The sequence below is a fragment of the Shewanella sp. ECSMB14101 genome, from assembly GCF_000773485.1.
GTDB lineage: Bacteria > Pseudomonadota > Gammaproteobacteria > Enterobacterales > Shewanellaceae > Shewanella > Shewanella marisflavi.
Genome location: NZ_JSFF01000002.1, coordinates 107,075 through 124,800, shown reverse-complemented (window position 1 = coordinate 124,800; position 17,726 = coordinate 107,075). Strand labels below are relative to the sequence as shown.

Genomic DNA, 17,726 nt, shown 5'->3' with positions numbered 1-17,726 from the left:
AGCCCTACAACTTGGCAACGTACTTACCAGTCAAGTACCCAGCCGTGTAACAACGACCTAAAGACAGTCCGAATACAGTTAGCGGGTAATCAACGCCACCATAGAAACCGCCACCAAGATTGCCAACAACGTATAAACCGCCAATGGGTTTAGCGTCCGCATCCAGTGCTTGGTAATTGTCGTTAACCAACATTCCTGAACAAACAGCCGACACCCGCATGCGACGATGGATGCCATAGAAAGGCGCTTTTAGCACTGGCACCATTTTTGATGAGGGTTTACCGAAATCATCATCCTGACCTTTTTTACACAGCTCGTTATATCGTTTGACGTTAGCTACGAATGTCTTTGGATCGCATTCCAGTTTTACTGCAAGCTCTTCCAGGGTATCTGCTACGTAGGTATTTATGAGGGATGGATAGACACCAGTCTTTGGCGCAGGATCTTCTGGCATATAGGCTTTCATTTCTTCAGGAGAATATAAACGTCCCGGCCAGTCAGCTGCTTGCGTCATGTAATTTGAGTCGAATACTTGAGAGTAATGCCCCGCATTTTGTTCATCACGCAGGTAGTTATTCATTAGAGACATCTCAACAGTCTCATTGACAAAACGCTCACCTTTGCGATTCACAGCTAAAAATGGCATATCGCACATTGAAGCAGGACCAGCATCAAAATCATGAAGCATCTTAGTGTGGCCGGCAGGTTCAATCACACCACCAGCCCAATACGCCATCGCGAAACCGTCACCGGTACGGTCTTGTTGCTTGCGCTCAAAGTTTTTCAAATCGGGGATGAAATAATTGCTCATCGCTTTATTATTCTGGTAATCACCAGTCGACAAAATCACGCCTTTTTTAGCCATATACTTGTGATACTGACCATCACGAGATTGAGCGATCACACCGATCACTTTGCCTGATTTATCTTGGATTAGCTGTTGTGCGGGCATGTTGAAAAAGAACTTAACTCCAGCTTTTTCAGCAACCTTTGCGAGCGCGCGCATACCATCACCAACAGTGTATGGCTTAGGACCGAAGACTGAAGACACAAAGTTAAGTGGGTATTCGCTAACCCCATGAACACCATGCTGTGGTTTAGTGCCTAGGTCTACGACTTTAGCTCCCCCTTTCTTAGCCCGGTCGATAACCCAAGATATCGCTTCTCCTGAGTTGTAAGCCCAGCTTCTCAAAAGACCAGGATGACAACGATGAGCACTATCTTTCATCAAACGAGAAACCATGGCTTCAACAGAGGCTTTAGGGGTAGTTTTTAAATCAATACCTGAACCAAAGTTACCCTGTGAGACGACAATCGACTGCTTTTGTAACACAGCAACTTTAGCGCCATTCTCAGCAGCCGACAGTGCAGCAGGCACACCTGATGCACCAGCACCAACGACAACGACATCAAAAGTTTGTGTAGAAGCAATATCCTTATCAGCAATAGCTTTTGGCTTAGGTAGAAAATTCAGCGTCGCCTCGCCATCGATACTGTGAGCAAATTCTTGGCTAGAAGGCGTTGCGGCTGTTGCCATTGGGCCAGTTAACCCAGAAACCGCAATGGCGCCGGTACCTACGGCCGCACGAGTCAGGAAAGTACGTCGTGAAATACCATTTCTCAAAGTATTTTCTGTATACGGATCTAAAGCGATTTTTTCATTATCACTTTCTTTCTTCATTACTGATACTCCTATTAACTATGATAATAGAGGCCAGCTAATCATCATTTCGAGCCATTAATTTTATGCAATCCTTTTTATACACTGGCTAAGCATAAAATTGAGTGAAACTTAAATGTCAGCCACTTTTATATAACGACTCTTCACAACATAGAGATGAATAACCAACCCCTGCAAACGGATATATAAAATCCAAACAAACGAGCATAGGGCTCATTTAATCTTTTTAATTGCAGAAGCTGTGCCAAAGAAGTGATAGACTACAAGCTGCTGATTTAATTTGATTTATCAAAATACAAAACACGAGCACCATTTAATAATGAGAAATGGATTTTCATTTAATTAGTAGGGAGGAGAAAATCAAAAAGTGAAATAGATCAAATTAGAATCACGCCAATTAGAATTAACGAAAAAACAACAAACATCACACTAAATGCATTATTGAGAACAAAACCCATATACTCCAAAAAAAACAATTAAACATATAATAAATGCATCTAAAAAAGTTGAACAACTAACCTCCTCTTAATCGATAAAACACTATTTAATAGAAATAGCATACAACACCCTTTAATTTTGCGAAAAGTGATTATTCAATTGCGATACAGATGAGGTCAGACAGTGTCATTAGCTTGCAAAATAAAAGTGCCACCCTGTGTCTCAATACCATAACAGGGTGCATTTCACTTCGCATGGCTCGCCAGCAACAAATAATTTTCAATCAAAATGATAGGTGATGAATGGGTTAGCAGACCATACTACTCAGAGCTAAGTTGATACCTAAGAATAGGGCATGAGTAAATCGACTTAATCCCAGCAATGAGAAACAATAAAGAGTTAACCCTACCGTAAAGACAATTCGCTTTTCATTATGCCTACACGACTCACAAAAAAGCCCTGCCGCTTCTATCAAGCTACAGGGCTTTTATTTTGGGCTAAGGCTTAAGAGCGATAGCCTAGTGCTTCAGCTGCCTCTCGAGAAAGTCAGCCAGTGAGCGATACAGGTGGGTACGCACCTTCTCGCCGCGCATCGAGTGCTTAGAGCCGGGGTAATCTATCATCTGGAACAGCTTACCCTCGTCCTGCAACGCCTTATAGACGCGGGTGCTGTTTTCAAACAACACATTATCATCGGCCATGCCGTGATACATGAGTAGCCCTGACTGATAGCCTTTCACATACGGCAATACGCTACTGGCCTCATAGCCTTCGGCATTCGTCTCTGGGTGTGACAGATAGCGCTCGGTGTAGTGAGTATCATACAGCGACCAGTCGGTTACTGGCGCGCCCGAGATGGCAGCCTTGAAGTAATCAGGGGCCTTAAACAGGCTCATCAAGGCCATATAACCGCCGTAGCTGTGACCATAGATGGCAATATTCTTGCCATCCACATAGCTAAGGCTGCGCAGATAATCGACACCCGCTTTTTGGTCGTTCACCTCGGCTTCGCCCAGGTGTTTATAGATCACCTGCTCGAACTTGGTACCACGATGGGCAGAGCCACGATTATCGAGCTGGAACACGATAAAACCCTGTTGCAGTAAGTACTGAGTGAAATAGTCGTGCTCACTCCAGCTATTGACCACCAGCTGAGCGTGGGGACCACCGTAGACGCGCACCACTACAGGATATTGCTTAGTGGCGTCAAACTGCGTCGGTTTAAACAGTCGGTACTGCAACGCCTGACCATCTTCAGCCTTTATCTGACCAAACTCGGGTAGCTGCCACTGACCAAAGAATGGATAGAGGGGATGGGCTTTATCCACCTTGTTCTGCTCTACCCAAGCCAGATGTTTGCCCTGCTCGTCATGCAAACTGATCTGCGGCGGCTGCGCCAGGCTGTTGAAATAGTCGAGATAGATAGACTCCTTGTCGGCAAACACCGGCGCATGCATACCACTACGCTGACTCAGCTGCTCAATCGCGCCACCTTTTAATGGCACGCGAAACAGATGCTTTTCAACCACGCTGGCCTTACGACCGGTAAAGTAGACCCAGCCGGCTTGCTCATCCACATGCACTAACTCATCCACAGCCCAATCGCCTTTGGTCAACCGCTTCAGCAGTCGCCCTTGCAGATCAAACAAGTAGAGGTGATTAAAGCCATCACGCTCTGACGCCCATAGCATCTGTGGCGATTTTTTAAGGAAATGCAGATCATTGTTTAAGTTCACCCAGGCATCGCTCTCCTCACGGATCATGGTCATGGGTGCATCTTGGCTGCGCAGATCTATAATGCGCAGATCTAAGGTCTTCTGATCTCGGCTCTGCCACTGAAAAGAGAGCTGCAGACTATCTGGTAACCACTTCACTCTCGGCAAATAGATATCCTTCTCTTCACCCAAGTCGACCCAGCGCACCTGCTTATCGGCCAGCGTAACTACACCTAAGTCGATGACGACATTATTCTTACCCGCATAGGGGTATCGCTGCTCGGTCAACTTGATGCCATCGGCATAGATCTCATTGCGAGTCACCAGCTCAACGCCCGACTCATCGATGCGGGTAAAGGCGATGGCCGACTCATCCGGCGCCCACCAGTAGCCCGTCATCCTGTCCATCTCTTCCTGGGCGACAAACTCGGCCATACCGTTCTTAATCGCACCGCCGCCATCTGTGGTCAGGGCGGTCAGCTTTTGGCTGCGCAGGTCAAATACATAGAGATTTTGATCCCGAACGAAAGAGACATAATGCCCCTTAGGCGACAGCTTAGCATCTGTGGTAAAGCCCTCGCCCACAGGCAACGGCGTGACCTTGTTGTCGCTCAACGAATAGTAATAGAGGGCGCCCGATGCCGGGATCAGGAGCGCCTGACTATCGTCTGCCCAGAAATATTCCATGATCCCCTGACCATAGATACGCTGACGCTCACGTCGCGCCTTCTCTTCATCTGACAACTCAGCGCTTTTCAGCTTATCAGCGTCAAGCAAGATGCTCTGCTTGCCCGTAGCCACCTCCATCTGCCAGAGATCGTAGAAGTGTTGATCTTCCTTGCGTCCCGCCAGATAGGTCACCCGCTTACCATCAGGCGACAGCTTAAGCCCTCTGGGGCTACTGCCCGCGAGCGCAGGCGAAGCATAGAGTCTTTCTATGGTTAAAGGTTCCATACCACCGACCGGCTGAGGAAGTTGAGGTTGTGACGCACTTACCGTTTGAGATAAAAACATAGGCACCGCCAATAAGGCTGAACTTATCCATTTTTTAGTCATTATTATGTCCTGGATATAAAACAGGTTTAAAAGCCAACAAATCGCAGGCTAGCATTGTGCCCTAAAGTGACATAAAACAAAAACCGCGATCTTGGCAGGCTAAATTGCCGCTGAAAAAATGATTCAACTGGGGTAGAATCGCCCGCATAACTAGCATTTATAAATACGATCTGACCTCCATGGTGAGCCTAGCTCCAAATGTCATAGGAAATAACATGCAAACTCTGGCACAACACCTTACTACTCAAGGGATCCAAGCCCCGCTAGCCCAGCTATTGACCACACTGGCCGATACCTCTAAAGCGATCAGTGACGCGGTGCGTCATGGCGCCCTCGCCGGCGTACTCGGTGCCACCGAGCAGGAAAACGTTCAGGGCGAGACCCAGAAGAAGCTCGACGTGATCACTAACGAGATGCTTAAAGACGCGCTAAAGGCCGACAATTCGGTTCGCGGTCTGGCCTCAGAAGAGGAAGATCATATCGTTGAAGTGGGTGAAAGTGGCGACTTCCTGGTCTGTTTCGACCCTCTCGATGGCTCATCAAACATCGACATCAACTCACTGGTCGGCACTATCTTCTCGGTACTGCCAGCACCTCAGGGTGAACTCAGCGAGCAGAGCTTCTTACAGCCAGGTCGCCAGCAAGTTGCTGCAGGCTATGTGCTCTACGGACCATCCACCATGCTGGCCCTCACCACAGGCCAAGGGGTACAGCTATTTACCCTAAACCCAGAAACCAACGAATACCTGCTAACCAACGAAGCCATGTCCATTAGCAAGGACACAAGCGAGTTTGCCATCAATATGTCAAACCAGCGTTTCTGGGAAGCGCCGATGCAGACCTATATCGCCGACCTGCTACTGGGCAAAATAGGTCCGCGTGAGAAGTCATTCAACATGCGCTGGATAGCGGCCATGGTGGGCGATGTGCACCGCGTATTGTCACGCGGCGGCCTGTTTACCTACCCGACCGACAACAAGAACTCAGAGAAGCCCTACAAACTGCGCCTGATGTATGAGGCGAACCCTATGTCTTTCCTGGTTGAGCAAGCCGGTGGCAAGGCCTCTACCGGCTATGAAACCATCATGGATATTCAGCCAAGTGAGATCCACCAGCGCGTCGCGGTGATCTTAGGTTCGGCTAACGAAGTCGATGCCTGCCTTGAATACCACGGTCAGGACTACAGCGAAGAACCCAGCCTGTAATCTTGATTGCACAGCTGTTTAATCAATAAAAAGTCGCCCGTTGGCGACTTTTTTATTAGCGCATAAAACATCAAAAGAGGCGATTTACGACTTGGATTCCAATAATGCCCTTAGTGGCGCCGGAAGTAGAGCTCTCGATTTTTCCGTAATAACTTTTTCATGCTTTTGCCAAAGCACACCAAGATACACCACTCCAAGCCCAATAATGGATAAGGCTATTGGAAACAGCCAATTATCTTCAAAGACATCATAGGCCAGATAACTCAAATATCCGCAACTGCCCAGGGCGCCAAAAACCACAAACACTCTACGAACGAGCAGCGCGCCAACGCCAATCATCAACAGATTAATGCAGAAGTAGATAAACTTAGACAGTTCATTATCAGAGTGCTGAGAGGTTAACCCACCCCAAAAGGCGATAACCCCAAAAATATAGATCCAAAAGGCGTAGTCAGCTTTATGGTGAGACCTAATATCGACCCAGAAAGCGAGACCAAGCATTAATAGACCTAAATACAATGAGACTAAGGATCTCAGCCCCCAGGTTATGTCATCACCCGAGATCACAACCGTTATATCCATCGTCATGTACCAGAGCGTGACTGCAATAGGCATAATTAAAAAAGGATATTTATACCGCCACGCAATAATGACACCGACAACTAATGTACCAAGCTCCATGTATAACCAATGCCAGGTTACGGCTCTGTGATATTCTCTATATGTATTCGAATCTGGCCACACGCCTAACCATTGTTGAAGCCCATAAATCGCTAAAGGCGTTAAACAGACGACGAAGGTGGCGCAAATGCCAGCAGGAATGGTGAGGCCTCTTGCCGAAAACCTATTAGTCAACTTTAAGCCAATAGCCGCATACAGCATTGAGATAGATAAAATGCCCGCGCCCCCAAAGGACTCCCAGCCTAAGTTCATGAAAAGTGTCATCGCGCCGATGGCGATAAGCCCACCTAAATAGTAGAGCACATGGGTAAAGGTAAACTTAGGGTTAGCACTGGGCTGAGCCGCCAAGAACTGATAAAGGGCTTCAGCCTGCTGAACTGAAATGATATTTTCCCGCGCCGCAGCATCTAACTGCTTCTTAGTCACATCCATGTTTACCCCCTGACATTAATTTGTGTCTAGCACAGTGACGACTGTGATATTGCGATAATCACTTGTTATCTTTGCCTTTCTTGATTGAGCTTATCCACAATGGCAAGCAACTTTGTCATTTTAAGCTCGGTAAGCAACACGGCGACAAACAGCCACAGGGCTCCGGCAATAAAAACGACATTAATTAAGCTGCCACTCTGGTGCTGATATCCATAAAGCCCGAGTATAAGGATTAAGACCGCCGCTAACGACATGCCCCAATCGTTTGTACCAAGCTTATATTCATCCTCGGCAATATCTTTACTCACAATAACAGGATTAGCCAAGCCATCTAACTTCACGACGGCTTTACGATTTTTAAGCCTGACGTTAAACCCTTCACCCTTGAGCACTTCCACCACTCTGTCCATAATCCTTGGCTTACTTCCTTGTTAATGCATAACACCCAAACAGCCACCACAAGTGACACTTAGACTTACAGTAGGCTTTATTAAACTCGATTATAGCCTCAACTTGTTATTCATTGATTTGCGCTGAAGCGCTGCGCCTAAACCAATAGAAGCAATATAGCCATCCACCAGGCGGAAAGATAAAATTTAACAGACAAGAATAAAACACAACTAACGCAAGATTGTTAGCACTTCCTTTTGCAAACCTAATTGTCAGGTAAATCACCACAAGGGCCAGGGCAAAATACACTTGTCCCCAGAGCGTTGCGTTAATGTTCATTGTTTTTTAAACTCCATTTTCAAACGATTCGACAGCTTATCACAGGTACTAGAAGCCGACTCAACCCGCCGCAATGACAGCGCCTCCCTCGAGTGACCATTCAAATAACGCGGTTAACCAATATTGCCGACTCAACAGGTATACACTATGTGTAACTTTGTCACCGACCTAGACTTTATTCAGTAATCGCAAAAAGTTAACAGCTATTACTCTCACAAACAATTTAAAGAGTGACCGTCAGAGAAACACCCAAGTCTTCCATCCCTGGGCATTGGCATAAGTGTTCCAGACACAAATCCCCTCTCTGGCCTTCCTTGGCCACCGGGGATAAGCATATCCGTATACAAAAAAGCCACGGCGGAGACCGTGGCTTTGGCGGTGGCTTCCTAGCCACCTTTTGGGATGTTGCTAAACTATGTTAGTAACCTATGAGTTAGGTTAATTAAGAAGATTTAGTTCTTCTTAGAGTATTTCGCTGCTTCTTCACCCGCTAGGCGACCAAAGGTGATGATGTCAGAGATAGCGTTACCACCAAGACGGTTTGCACCGTGAACACCACCTGTCACTTCACCTGCGCCATACAGACCAGGAATAACTTGCTTCTTAGCATCCATGATCTCAGCTTTAGTATCGATCATCACACCACCCATAGTGTGGTGAACACCAGGTGTGACTTCGATAGCGTAGTAGTTACCTACGTTTAGTGCGCGTGGTAGGTTAGGACGTTCGAAGTCAGCATCTTTACCGCTGGTGACAAAGCTGTTGTAGCGTGCCACGGTTTCGGTCAATGCCTTACCATCGATACCTTCCATCTTACCTAGCTTATCTAGGCTATCTGCACTTGGTGCAACACCCAGGCCGATATACTTGTCGATCTTCTTCAGCGACTTACGAACTGAATCATCGAAAATCAAGAAAGCAGACTTACCGGTTTGTCCCAGGATAGCCGCAGAAGCTTTGTCTCGGGTGGTAATTTCGTTAACGAAACGCTTACCTTCACGGTTAACTAAGATAGCCCCGTTACCACGTACCGCTTCAGTTACCATCACACCACCTTTAACAGACAGTGTTGGATGCGCCTGAATATACTCAACATCTTTCATCGCTGCGCCAGCGTTTTCTGCGACATCTAGACCATCACCCACTGCACCAGGTTGGTTAGTAGATATGAAGCCTTTTAGCTTAGGATCTAGCTTAGCAACACGCTCATTGTTCTTCGCGAAACCACCGGTTGCCAGAATTACCGCATCGGCTTTCACCCAGTAGTAACCCTTATACATACCCTTAACCAGGATACCTTTAACCTTACCGCTGTCATCTTTTAGCACTTCGATACCACGAGTATTCATGCGGATATCGATGTTACGCTCAAGCGCATTATCGTACAGAACTTGTACAACATGAGCACCGACACCAGCACCACCTGTTGGACGGTGTGAACGGTTAACCGATGCGCCACCCATACGGCCCACGTCATTGAGGTCTGCGCCCATCTTGGTCATCCAATCAACAGAACCTTTTGAGTGAGAAGATAACACTTCAACAAGCGCTGGATCGTTAATGTTACGGCCACCTTTCATGGTGTCTTTAAACATTAGCTCAGGGCTATCTTTGATATCTTTAGCTTTCTGCTGATCAGTCCAAGCAGCATTCATACCACCCGCGGCTAACTTAGCGTTACCGCCGATAACAGGCTCTTTCTCGATCAGAATGACTTTTGCGCCATTATCATGGGCAGATACCGCGGCAGAGAAGCCAGCGCCACCAGAACCCACTACAACAACGTCTACGGTATCGCGAGGTGCGCTAGCAAGAGCCGCTTGACGTTCTGCTTTATCTTTTGCCAATTCTGCAATAGAAGGTTCATTACGTTCCCACTTCTTCGCATAAGGCATGTTGAAATCGAAGCTATGGCAAGAATCGCAGTAAACCATAGACTTCTCGTGTGCGCTGTGACAAGAGGTACAGGCAACATCGCCAGGGAAGTGAGAGTCGTGGGCGTTGTAATGCTCATGCTTAGTGGTTTCAGCCACTTCAGCAAGGGTACCGTGACAAGAAACACATTGAGCGTTCTCGTAAGTTAGGCTGTCGTTGGACAGCTCGCCATCGGCTGTATGGCAGCTATCGCACTCTTGGTTTTGAGCATGGAAGTCAGCCAGGTTGTCGGCTGCCATCGCATTACCCATCAATCCGGCTGTGCCCATCAAAGTCGCTAGGCAAACCGCAAGTTTCATCTTTTTCATCTTTGCTCCCCCTTCTAAATGAACCGGATAAAACCGCCCAATTTAGAAGCACTTACATTATATTTAGATTAAAGTGATTCACACTTAACTTTAGAAGAAAGCCTTCATAGGTATTGATGACTACCCCAGGCTCTCACTATCGCTCAATTAAATGATTAATCAGGGAGGACGAAGCGGCAAACGGAGAAGGGTAATGGATATCAGAAATGACACCTCAATCACATGCCCAACGAGAGCCTATGCAAGTATGCATAATCACAAAGGGGTATATGCCAAAACGCATAGCGTGGCGAGACCTGGATCACACCTCTTTTTCATTAGATCAGAAATCGCTAATTCGCGTAATACAGCACAGTTTATTGCTTTAAAAAGCCGTAACATTTCCCCATGAAACGCTTACTTCTCTTTATACTATTTATCAGCTTTCCTGCGCTCGCTCAGGAGAGCATTGTCTTTGGTGTTCACTCAAAAACGGCGCCACTGGAGTGGCGCAATAATGGTGTCGACCAGGGGTTCAACGTCGAGCTGATGAACAGGATCGGACAGATCATCGATAAACGCATCATCATCCGCCGCAAGAGCTTCCAGCAACTGGTCAGCGACGTACACAATCCCGATAGCGATATCGACGTCATTGCCGTAGTTAGCCCGGTCAACCTAGACAGGAAACTGAGTCAGTCAGATCCCATCTATGCAACCCACGCCAGGGCCTATACCTTGCAGGGCAAGGCGCTGATCAACAACTGGACAGATTTAGTGGGTAAACGAGTCGCCATCAAAAAGGGCGCCTTTGTCGATGTTTATCTATCGGGCTACCCACAAAAATTTAACCGCGTCGATGTGGATCTCTATGAAACCGGCTTTAAGCTGCTGATCGAAAACGAAGTGGATGTGGTGATCGCCGAAAGCTTCGTAGCCCGGCGCCTGCTCCCCCTCTATCCTTCGGTGCGCAGCTCTAGTGACGCCCTTATCTACGGCGCCTTCAACTTCGTTTGTAACTCCGAAAAAGCGGCATTGATGCACGAGATCAATGACGCGCTGCGCCAACTCAAGCTGTCAGGGGAATATGATCGTCTGGTAAACAAGTGGTTTGGTACCGGACGAGAAAAAGTCGATCTTACATCGACAGAAAAACGTATGTTCTCTCTGGCGATTCTGGTGGCTATCGTCTCGGCGACCGGCATGATCTACACAGGCTTTATTAGTGCCAGCCTGCGCAGACGTAAAAAGGCCCTCGACGCCGAACTGATACAACGCCGGCGAGTCGAGGCAGAGATCTCCAATATCTCCAAACAGTTTCAATCCGTACTCGACGGTATTCCTCATGGCGTCACAATCGTCAATGATGAACTACAACGCCTGTGGAGTAACGACAACAATGTGCACCTGCTGATCTCTGAGGCATTTCATTATATCCATGGGCAGGCATTCGACCTCAGGCCCGCGGTGTTGAAGGTGTTGTCTCAACAAAAATCCCTGATCGCCGACATGATGTATCAGCAGCAATATTGGCAACTGCAGATCCACCCTATCGCAAGCGATCAGGTGGTGATATTGCTCGAAGAATCCACCGAACAACATCAGCTACGTCAGGCGAACGAAGAAGCCAGTCGCTTGGCCTCACTTGGCGAGTTGTCCGCCGGTATCGCCCATGAGATCAACAACCCCACAGGGCTTATCTTACATGCCATCTCAATGTTTTCCGCGGCGATGAAAGACTTAGGCCCTGCGGCCGATTATTATCAGCAGCGCAATCCCTTCTGGCAGATCGCCGGACTCTCGCCAGCTCAGGCTATGGATGAAATGACTGTTGGCTGCGACACTATTGAGGAAGCCGCCAAGCGAATCAGTCGTATCGTCAATGATCTCAAGCGTTATGCCCTGCCAAACTTGGTACAGGACCATGCCCCCGTCAGCCTTAATGAGGTAGTCGACGTCTCCCTGCGTCTTACGGCAAATCAGACTAAAACACTTCAGATCACCAAATTACTGCACCTGCCGAGCCCCATGATATTGGGTAATGCCCAACAGTTGCATCAAGTGCTGATCAACCTAATCCAAAACGCCTGTCATGCCTGTCCGCCAAGAGAGGGGCATATTAAGATCAGTACACAAATTGACAAGGATCGCGCCATCATCAATGTCAATGACAATGGTTGTGGCATGGACACTCAAACCCTTAAACGGATCACAGAGCCCTTTTTTACCACACGTCGCACCGAGGGTGGCAGTGGCTTAGGCTTATCTGTATGCAGCCGTATTATCAAAGAGCATGAGGGCCTGATGCAGATACAATCAAGACCCGGTAAAGGCACCCGCATTCAACTTAGTTTTGCCTTGGTTCAGGAGTAGCAATAACAGATGAAACTTGCACGTAATATCCTTTTGGTCGACGACGAGGCTTCTTGGCTGCGTACCCTGGCTGTCACCTTAAACCGCCTGGTGCCAGAGGCGGAGATAGATACCTGCGTCGACAGCCGCCAGGTACTGAATCGCCTACAGGTGGGCGACTACGCCTTGGTACTGCTGGATCTGACCATGCCATTTCATTCGGGCGAAGAGCTGCTGGCCATGATACGGGCCGAGTCACCCAATACCCGGGTGATTATCGTGACTGGGGTTAACGAAGTAGACACCGCAGTGCGCTGCATCAAGCATGGTGCCTATGATTACTTTATCAAGACGGACAACGTCAGCGATCTGGCCCATACGGTGCGACGGGCGCTGGAAGTCGTAGGGCTGGAGCGCAACTACTTACATATTAAGGAGCGCTTTCTCAGCCGCACCTTAGATAATCCCAAGGCGTTTAATAATATTCTCACCTGTGAGCCTGTGCTGCTGGATCAGTTTCGCTATTTAGAGGCCGTAGCCTTTAGCCCGGAGCCTCTGCTGATTCAGGGGGAAAGCGGTACGGGTAAGAGTGAATTTGCCCGCTCCTGCCATCAACTTTTTAGCCCTGAGCAACCCTTTGTCAGCCTTAATCTCGCAGGGTTTGCCAGCGACACCTTCGAACTTAAACTCTGCGGCCGACTGAGCCACCAGCCAAACGGGGAAATCGATGCGGTGACCGGACTGCTGCACCAGGCAGGCAGTGGCGTCCTCTATCTGAGTGAAATCAGTGTCCTGCCTCTGAGCGCGCAGATCACCTTGTTGGAGCTTATCGAGAGCAAGAGTTACTCCCCCTTGGGCAGCGATAGTCGCTTCCCCATCAAGTGTAAATTTGTCCTCTCCACTCAAGACGATTTGCTGGCCCTCAACAAGCGCGGCGAGTTTCGCAGCGATCTGCTCTACCGTCTGCGCGCCCATAAGATAAAACTGCCTCGGCTCGCAGAACGCCCGTTAGATATCGCAATGTTGATCAATCACTTTATCGCCGAGGCCGCCGAGGAGATGTCGCTAAGCGCCCCCCAGCAACCCAGAGAGCTGGCGCCCAAACTATTGGATTATGACTTTCCCGGTAACCTGAATGAGCTCAAAGGCATGGTATTCGATGCCGTCAGCCGCAGCGACGGCGTGACGCTCAACATCTCACCCTTTATGGAGGCGGTTAAAGAACACAAGTCGCTGGATGCTGAGCCTAGCGATCACATCATTTTCCCTAAATCCCTGCCGACACTGACACAGATGAACCAGGCGTTGATCGACGAGGCCATGAGCCGCACTGCCAACAACCAAACCGCGGCGGCGCAGATGCTGGGGATCAGTCAAAGTGCTCTCAGCCGCCGTCTGACCAAGAGGCATTAGCGAGTCGCAGTAAACATTAGCCAGATACAATAAAAGGGACGCCAACGCGTCCCTTTTTTAATGCTCAAACGGCTAAATTAAAGAATGTCTAACGTCCTAGTTGCCAGCAAATTATTATTTAAATCTGACAACTCAACGGTCAATTTACCCTTAAACAACTCCTTCTCTTTGAACGAGATTCGAGTATTCCAATTGTCTTCATCAGCACTTCCCCACAACAGATCGCTCTGGACTATCTCTTTACGTCCCTTATCGTCGACCTTTATCCACTTGGCAATAACGGCGACCTTACGTTGTTCATCGACGCCTTTTTGAGGCTCCACCCCAAACACCATCCCCAATTCAAGGCTAGGTGACGCGCTAAAACGTTTGTCCTTATCATAAACCCTATACTTCTTATAATAACGACTGTATTCAACGGCCCCGATCTCGACATCGTCCAGCGCCACTTGTGCTAGCGAAACACCATACTCCTGCTTCACCAAGTCTTGGATTAACTGAGTCTCTTGAGCATCGAAATGCCCGTGGGCATACAACTGACCTATTACCCAACGCAGGAGGCTGCGCGAATCTTCGGTCACAGCATTTTTCTGTTCTTTCTTCGGTAAGTCAGCCAACTTAGACAGGGCAAGTAGTTCGGTGCAACGCTGCACGTCTTTCAATTCATCTTCGGCAAGACAATATACTTTTCCCATTCGCAGCAGGGCTCGCGCATCATATCCCTGCTCGACCGCCGCATTATAAAAATCCACCGCCTTAGCCAGGTCCTGAGTAACGTGCTCGCCTTGATCGTATATCTTTCCTAGCCAATGACTGGCCGACGCATAACCTAAGGCCGAGCCTTTCTCTGCCCAACTAATACCTTCAGCCACCAAACGTGCGCCTTCCTGGCTATCGTCAACTCCCATGAGCTCTTTAGTCTCTTCTCCTTGAGTCTCTTTAAGCAACTGCTTGCCTTTGTAAACCAGCTTAACGCCGTAGTTATAGGCAGAGCGACCGTCGCCGGCTAATGCCGCTTGACGATAGTAGGCCAGCGCCTGAGAAGGACTATTTTCAACTTTATTCTTAAAGTTATAGCCATCGGCGATAGTGGCCAAATCGTCCCCAAGCTGCTGTGCAAGCTCAGGCTTAACGCCAGACATCTCATGATATTCCTTCAGGGCCAAGGTTCGTTTCAGGTAATCGGCCACATACGCATTCTCATGTTGCTGCCAGTACCAGGTATTCTGACCATGAGCCGTCCTGTCATAATAAAGATGTTCGACTGACTTATTTTGCTTCTCCAGTACATATTGCATACGTTGAGAGTGTTCAAAGTCGGCGATACGATCCTCTTTGCCGGCGATCAGCAACACCGGAGCCTTTATCTTATCGGCCAGGTAAACGGGCGAATATTGCAGCAGATCATCACTCAGCTCACCAACGACTTCGCTTACAGTCTTACGATACTCCTCCAGCACCTTGTAATTGCTGCCGTTGAACAAGAGGGGGAGATCATAGATGCCGTAAGCCCCTATGGCACATTGATAATCGTCGGGATGCTTTATTGCTAGCATTAAGGCTGAATAACCGCCATAACTCGCTCCCATGGCGCACATTTTCTCGAAAGTGTGTTGCTTGCTAACATGGTTGACGGCAGCGGTGATATCTTGCTCGATTGCCTTACCGAATTCTCCCTTACCACTGTTAAGGAAAGACTTACCATAGCCCTGTGAACCGCGGAAATTTACTCTTAAAACGGTAAAACCTCGACTCGTAAAATACTGAGTATCGTTGTTAAAGTAGTTATAATCACGAATTCCGATTGGTCCACCATGCGGCATGACCAACAGGACGCCATTGCGACTTTTCTGATTGGGTAAAGTCAGATACCCCTCGACATCCACACCTGGCGCACTCTCTACCGAAAAAACCTTTGTCTCTGATAGTTCATATGCCATCAGTTCGGGATTGAGTTCAGTTAACAGTTCAACCCTATCCGCCTGACGGTCATAGAGGTAGTAGCTACCTGGATCATTCGAGGCATAAACAAACAACACTTGATGCCTGTTGTCTTTTGCATAGGCACTGATCACCCCTTCTTTACCTTTGAAATGGCGTGCTATCAGAGAGTCAGTTTCTGTCGTACTGTTATCAAGAAATTGACTGACATGCTGCCCATTCTCAACATAGGTCACCGCGCTAACACCATTACCGGCAATATTCACCTGAGCGTCAACGAGATCATACTTAGGATGTTCATAGATAACTTTGCCTAGCTTTTGACTGGCAATATCAAACTCATAAAGTGCAATTTTATCGGTATGTTCATTACTCAAGACCGCCAGCTTTTCATCACCAATAAAGCCAACAGGGCTAAACTGCATCTTCTTATCTGTGATCTCAAACAGGGTCTTCCAACGCAGCTCGGTTAATTCACGATAGAGTACCTCCCCCTTCATCGCTTCGATATCAACGGTCACGGCAAACAAAACCCTACGTATATCATCCCAGCCAAAGTAAACGACATCTTTCAGCTTGTGTTCGAGAAGGCTGGCCTTATCGAAATCTTTATCAACCAACTGCTGGATAGTAAGCTTATACAGTTGATTGCTAGGGCGTCCCTTGTATCGATTCTTGGCAAAGAGTATATAGCCAGGTTCATCAATGAGAGGATCGACTAAATAGCTATCGTCGGGAAGCTTAACCAGTTCAGAGGTAAACTTTCCCTCTTGCTGGGAGAGCTTAAGTAATACACTCCTTACTTCGCCTCGCCATAAATAACTGATATAGAGCGTCTCATTATCAATCCAACTATATCCACTGAGTCGTTCATCTGAATTAAATGAACCAATATGTTGATACTCCTTGTCTCGGGTATCTATGAGTGAGATATAAGATTTCCCCTCCTCCACGATAAGCGCCGAGATATACTGACCATCAGGAGTAAAAGTCACTTGCGACATCATGGGAGAGCGATAAAGTGTCGAAGCAGGAATGGGGACCCCTTGGGTAGAAAAACTACCGATGAGCAGCACCAAAGCAATGATATATTTCATAGTGCAGCCTCCTTCGACTTGGCTAGACCTTCAGCAAATTCGAGAAAGTTATCTTCTCCAGGACCGGAATAACGCACTTGGCGCGACTGCAATATGTTAGGAAAAGAGGACTCGAGAAAACGCAGCGCTTTAGTCGAACGGTTTTCAAGAATAATCTCTGCAGACGTGATCTCCCACAGCCCTCTTATGTCTATATCCAAATCTCCCACATAGCTCACTTGATTTGGCCGGACTTCAAAATCCCAATAGCCCTCCTCAAGTGCCATATAGACGTAACGGGTAAATTTCACATCTTGGATGCGATACTGACCAGCCGGCACAGTTACCAGAATATAGTTGCTGCCTGTTTTGAGATCGCGTTCGGTCAGCATCAAGCGATTATCACCACCGATTAGAATGCTGTGAAGACCCCAGTTAGTATCAACACCGATCAACAGGTAACCGCTGTTCTCAGCCAAAGTTTTATCAACATCTTTTGAAATGGACTGCAGCCTTTGGGCACAGCCAGAGAGAGTACTCATCACTAAGATGAGCAATAAGGTCATTAGTCGTTTCATCGAATTCCCTTTCATCAATCTATTCGAAGTGACAGCGGCTTGCCGCATATCATTGTCTAGTCATAAAGTGCTACATCAAGCGTCCTAAAATACCCCAACGAAACGAAAAATCAACATTTTTAACAATAAGTTAATTAACTGTTTACTAATAAATCCTTACCTCTATACCGTATCGTAGAGACTATTCAATCAAAGGCTAGAAACAAA

Annotated in this window: 10 protein-coding genes; 3 read left to right on the top strand and 7 right to left on the bottom strand. The window is 47.6% G+C overall.

What is annotated here, in order from left to right:
* Window positions 1–4: 4 nt before the first annotated feature.
* The gene (locus tag NY07_RS02970; RefSeq protein WP_033537871.1) at window positions 5–1,681 is read right to left on the bottom strand and encodes an FAD-dependent oxidoreductase; all 1,677 of its coding nucleotides are present in this window, start codon (window positions 1,679–1,681) and stop codon (window positions 5–7) included.
* Window positions 1,682–2,637: 956 nt separating this feature from the next.
* A complete protein-coding gene (locus NY07_RS02965; protein WP_033537870.1) occupies window positions 2,638–4,890 on the bottom strand; it encodes a S9 family peptidase in 2,253 nt (750 codons plus the stop codon).
* Between the two features lie 215 nt (window positions 4,891–5,105).
* Between NY07_RS02965 and NY07_RS02960 the strand changes: the two genes are divergently transcribed.
* Window positions 5,106–6,095, top strand: coding sequence for a class 1 fructose-bisphosphatase (locus tag NY07_RS02960; RefSeq protein WP_033537869.1), 990 nt, complete (start codon window positions 5,106–5,108; stop codon window positions 6,093–6,095).
* Window positions 6,096–6,179: 84 nt separating this feature from the next.
* Here the strand turns inward: NY07_RS02960 and NY07_RS02955 are convergent, their stop codons facing one another.
* From NY07_RS02955 to NY07_RS02940, 3 genes are all read right to left on the bottom strand, one after another.
* Window positions 6,180–7,208: a hypothetical protein gene (locus NY07_RS02955; protein WP_033537868.1), complete on the bottom strand. Its 1,029-nt coding sequence runs from the start codon at window positions 7,206–7,208 to the stop codon at window positions 6,180–6,182.
* A gap of 65 nt (window positions 7,209–7,273) precedes the next feature.
* A complete protein-coding gene (locus NY07_RS02950) occupies window positions 7,274–7,606 on the bottom strand; it encodes a hypothetical protein (protein WP_200884288.1) in 333 nt (110 codons plus the stop codon).
* A gap of 783 nt (window positions 7,607–8,389) precedes the next feature.
* On the bottom strand, window positions 8,390–10,180 hold the full coding sequence (locus NY07_RS02940; protein ID WP_033537865.1) for a flavocytochrome c: 1,791 nt from the start codon (window positions 10,178–10,180) through the stop codon (window positions 8,390–8,392).
* Window positions 10,181–10,567: 387 nt separating this feature from the next.
* Between NY07_RS02940 and NY07_RS02935 the strand changes: the two genes are divergently transcribed.
* Window positions 10,568–12,532: an ATP-binding protein gene (locus NY07_RS02935; protein ID WP_033537864.1), complete on the top strand. Its 1,965-nt coding sequence runs from the start codon at window positions 10,568–10,570 to the stop codon at window positions 12,530–12,532.
* Between the two features lie 9 nt (window positions 12,533–12,541).
* Complete coding sequence (locus tag NY07_RS02930) at window positions 12,542–13,924, top strand: sigma-54-dependent transcriptional regulator (protein ID WP_033537863.1); 1,383 nt, start codon at window positions 12,542–12,544, stop codon at window positions 13,922–13,924.
* A 77-nt stretch (window positions 13,925–14,001) separates the two neighbouring features.
* Here NY07_RS02930 and NY07_RS02925 read toward each other — a convergent pair whose 3' ends face one another.
* On the bottom strand, window positions 14,002–16,962 hold the full coding sequence (locus NY07_RS02925) for a prolyl oligopeptidase family serine peptidase (protein WP_033537862.1): 2,961 nt from the start codon (window positions 16,960–16,962) through the stop codon (window positions 14,002–14,004).
* Window positions 16,959–17,519, bottom strand: coding sequence for a hypothetical protein (locus NY07_RS02920; protein WP_033537861.1), 561 nt, complete (start codon window positions 17,517–17,519; stop codon window positions 16,959–16,961). The genes NY07_RS02925 and NY07_RS02920 overlap by 4 nt, the downstream gene beginning before the upstream one ends.
* Window positions 17,520–17,726: the final 207 nt, after the last annotated feature.